This is a genomic window from Mesorhizobium sp. M7A.F.Ca.CA.001.10.2.1 (assembly GCF_003998575.1).
Taxonomy (GTDB): Bacteria; Pseudomonadota; Alphaproteobacteria; order Rhizobiales; family Rhizobiaceae; genus Mesorhizobium.
On the sequence record NZ_RZQY01000874.1, the window covers coordinates 1 to 2,002 of the forward strand.

General features: G+C 61.3%; 2 protein-coding genes. Both read left to right on the plus strand.

The window, feature by feature from the left end; all coding sequences use genetic code 11:
* The first annotated feature begins 121 nt into the window (after positions 1-121).
* Positions 122-499, plus strand: coding sequence for a hypothetical protein (locus tag EN964_RS32900; protein WP_127268352.1), 378 nt, complete (start codon positions 122-124; stop codon positions 497-499).
* A 368-nt stretch (positions 500-867) separates the two neighbouring features.
* A partial coding sequence (gene topA / locus EN964_RS32905) for a type I DNA topoisomerase (RefSeq protein ID WP_127277325.1) occupies positions 868-2,002 on the plus strand: 1,135 nt, incomplete at its 3' end.

The following is a 2,002-nucleotide window of genomic DNA, read 5'->3' on the forward strand; positions in this document are numbered from 1 at the left end:
CCAATCACCATTGTGTTGGCAAGATCATGCTTGCCGGGGAAGAAACGGCAGCCCCTGGGCGTTGACACAGCGAGGCCGCGATTTCCCGCGCGTCTCCAGATACCCAGTCAGGGAGATTTCCATGAAAACCATAACCGCAGGACTGGCAGCGCTTCTGCTCAGCACCGCCGCATCCTTCGCCGCCGACGCGTGGAAGGAAGCCGAGGTCAATGGCACCAAGATCTACACCGACGCCAATGGCATGACGCTCTACACCTATGACAAGGACGAGAAGGGCAAGAGCAATTGCTACGACAAATGCGCCACCAACTGGCCGCCGCTGAAAGCCGAAGCCGGCGCCAAGGCGGACGACGAATGGACCGTTGTCGACCGCACCGACGGCACCAAGATGTGGGCCTATGACGGCAAGCCGGTCTACACCTTCATCAAGGACGAGAAGCCCGGCGATGTGACCGGCGACGGCGTCGGCGAAGTCTGGCATATCGTCAAGGCCGACTAAGATACTCAATACATTCACGCCTGATGGCGGAACAAGGCTGGTCGCCAGGCATCGCTCTATGCAGCCGGCGGCCAGCGTCGATCAATTTGCCACTGGCGTCGCCCCGATGCCACTGCTCCAGCAGCTTTCCGCGACTCGGCGAAAATGAAAACCAGTCGTTTCCGCTGACTTGAGACCACCATCTCCCTTTCCCAAATTCTGTGATTTTCTCCATACACTCTAAGAGTGTATTGCCGCGGGCCGGCCCGCAATTTGGGCGCTTCCCCTTGACCGGATGCAAAAGCGCGGCCATGTGAGCGACAAATAGAACGAGATTTCGTCGCGCGCAGCGGAATTCTTCTGCCGCACCACAGCTGATATGAGACCTCATGGACGTCGTCGTCGTCGAATCGCCGGCCAAGGCGAAGACAATCAACAAATATCTCGGCAAGAACTACAAGGTTCTGGCCTCGTTCGGCCATATCAGGGATTTGCCGGCCAAGGACGGCTCGGTGCGTCCGGATGAGGATTTCGCCATGTCCTGGGCGGTCGACACCGCCTCGGGCAAGCGACTCGCCGACATCGCCAAGGCGGTCAAGGATGCCGATGGCCTGATCCTCGCCACCGACCCGGATCGCGAAGGTGAAGCCATCTCCTGGCATGTGCTGGAGGTGCTGAAGCAGAAGCGCGCGCTGAAGGACAAGCCGGTCAGCCGCGTCGTCTTCAACGCCATCACCAAATCGTCGGTGCTGGAGGCGATGGCCAATCCGCGCCAGATCGATGCGCCGCTGGTCGATGCCTATCTCGCCCGCCGGGCGCTGGATTATCTCGTCGGCTTCACGCTGTCGCCGGTGCTGTGGCGCAAGCTGCCGGGCGCCCGCTCGGCCGGCCGCGTCCAGTCGGTTGCGCTGCGTCTCGTCTGCGACCGCGAATCCGAAATAGAGCGCTTCCTCCGCGAGGAATACTGGCAGATCGCTGCACTGCTGGGCACGCCGCGCAACGAGAATTTCGAAGCGCGGCTGACTGCCTTCGATCGCAAGAAGCTGCAAAAGCTCGACATTTCCAACAAGGCGCAGGCCGACGACATCAAGTCGATGCTCGAAGGCGCGACCTTCAAGGCGGTGTCGGTCGAAGCCAAGCCGACCAAGCGCAATCCCGGCCCGCCCTTCACCACTTCGACGCTGCAGCAGGCCGCCTCATCGGGCCTGGGCTTCTCGGCCAGCCGCACCATGCAGGTGGCGCAACGGCTCTATGAAGGCATGGAGATCGGCGGCGAGACCACAGGTCTCATCACCTATATGCGAACCGACGGCGTGCAGATGGCACCCGAGGCGATCGACGCCGCACGCGACGCCATTGCCAAGGAATTCGGCGCAAAATACCTGCCGGAAAAGCCGCGCCAGTATACCGCCAAGGCCAAGAACGCCCAGGAAGCGCACGAAGCGATCCGCCCGACGGATTTCATGCGCACCCCGGCATCGGTCAGGCAATATCTCGATTCCGACCAGATGCGACTCTATGAGC